Here is a 1,618-nt window from a genome sequence, read left to right on the forward strand (position 1 = left end):
GCGGGGTGGAGCAGCCCGGTAGCTCGTCAGGCTCATAACCTGAAGGTCACAGGTTCAAATCCTGTCCCCGCAACCAAAACCCAAAACGGCCCGCCTCAGTGCGGGCCGTTTTGCGTTTGCGGCCTGCCGCGCTCGGTTTTTGATCCTCATCAGGGCCTGCAAGGGAGGCGAGCCGACACAGCTGGACAGAGAAAGAAAGTCAAGTCCTGTCCCGGCAACCAGTTTCGGCATAAACCCCCAGCAATCTCGAATGGTTGCTGGGGTTTTCTTTGATGCCGGCGTCGCTTGTTCGCCGGACGTTCCAACCGGCGCTGCCAGGCCATGAATTTCTTATGTCAATCAATTCACACGGTTTTCCAACCCCGCCGTCAGCGGTATCTCGAGCCCGCGACGCAATCCCGTCGCGACGACCGACACCCTGAATTTTCCGGCGAGCGCCTTGTCGAAAATGGCGCCGACGATGATATCGGCGTCGGCGTCGACCTCCTCGCGGATGCGGGTGGCAGCTTCGTCGACCTCGAACAGCGTCATATCAGTGCCACCCGATATCGAGACAAGGACGCCCTTGGCGCCCATCATCGACGCTTCGTCGAGAAGCGGGTTTGCGATCGCTGCTTCGGCCGCCTTCCTGGCGCGGTCCTCCCCGGTGGCTTCGCCGGTTCCCATCATCGCGCGACCCATATCGCGCATCACCGACTTCACATCGGCAAAGTCGAGATTGATCAGCCCTTCCTTGACGATGAGATCGGTGATACAGCCGACGCCGGCGTAGAGGACGCGATCCGCCATGGCGAACGCGTCCGCGAAGGTCGTCCTGGCATCGGCGATCCTGAAGAGGTTCTGGTTCGGGATGACGATGACGGTATCGGCGCTTTCGCGGAGCCGCTCGATGCCCTCATTGGCGGCATGCATTCGACGGTTTCCTTCGAAGACGAACGGCTTGGTGACGACGGCCACGGTCAGTATTCCCGCGTTGCGCGCGGCCTGCGCTATGACCGGTGCTGCACCAGTTCCGGTTCCGCCTCCCATGCCCGCGGTCACGAAACACATATGCGTTCCCGCAAGATGGTCCATGATTTCGTCGATCGATTCCACGGCCGCGGCATGGCCGACCTCGGGCAGGGATCCTGCACCAAGGCCTTCCGTGACGTGCGCTCCCAATTGGATCAGCCGCGTTGCCTTCGACATGGTGAGCGCCTGAGCATCGGTATTGGCGACGATAAATTCGGTGCCCTGCAAGCCTTCGGCGATCATGTTGTTAATGGCGTTGCCGCCACCGCCGCCAACCCCGATGACGGATATTTTGGGCCTCATCTCCGAGATTGCCGGCCTCGTTGCGGTGTTCATTTGCCGTCTCTCCCATTGAATGCGCCAGCGCAGCGGTCGGTGGAAGGCTTGCTCCTGGCGCACTGCAAAGACTTTGGACAGTGAGCGAATCAGGACAGCCCAGCGTAACCAAGGGAATCAGACGGTTGAACCGGCTGCAAGTGCAGTATGCAAACTCGCGCATGTTAAGCGCCATTGGTTTGCCGGCCGAGACCGATCTTCCTGTTTCTACTTCACGCCGATGCCGGCCGTCAGGCCGCCATCGATCCTGTAGTCCGCACCGGTGCAGAAC

The 1,618-nt window shown here is 60.7% G+C and carries 1 protein-coding gene; it reads right to left on the reverse strand.

Going from position 1 to position 1,618, the window contains the following annotated elements:
• Positions 1 to 339: 339 nt before the first annotated feature.
• A complete protein-coding gene (gene ftsZ / locus EOA86_RS33810) occupies positions 340 to 1,347 on the reverse strand; it encodes a cell division protein FtsZ (protein WP_029348340.1) in 1,008 nt (335 codons plus the stop codon).
• Between the last annotated feature and the right edge of the window lie 271 nt (positions 1,348 to 1,618).

Source organism: Mesorhizobium sp. M5C.F.Ca.IN.020.32.2.1 (genome assembly GCF_004023105.1).
In the GTDB taxonomy this organism is placed as follows: domain Bacteria; phylum Pseudomonadota; class Alphaproteobacteria; order Rhizobiales; family Rhizobiaceae; genus Mesorhizobium; species Mesorhizobium wenxiniae.

Coding starts and splice junctions, on each gene's coding strand:
- ftsZ (WP_029348340.1), bottom strand. CDS start 1,347: ATGAACACCGCAACGAGGCCGGCAATCTCGGAGATGAGGCCCAAAATA.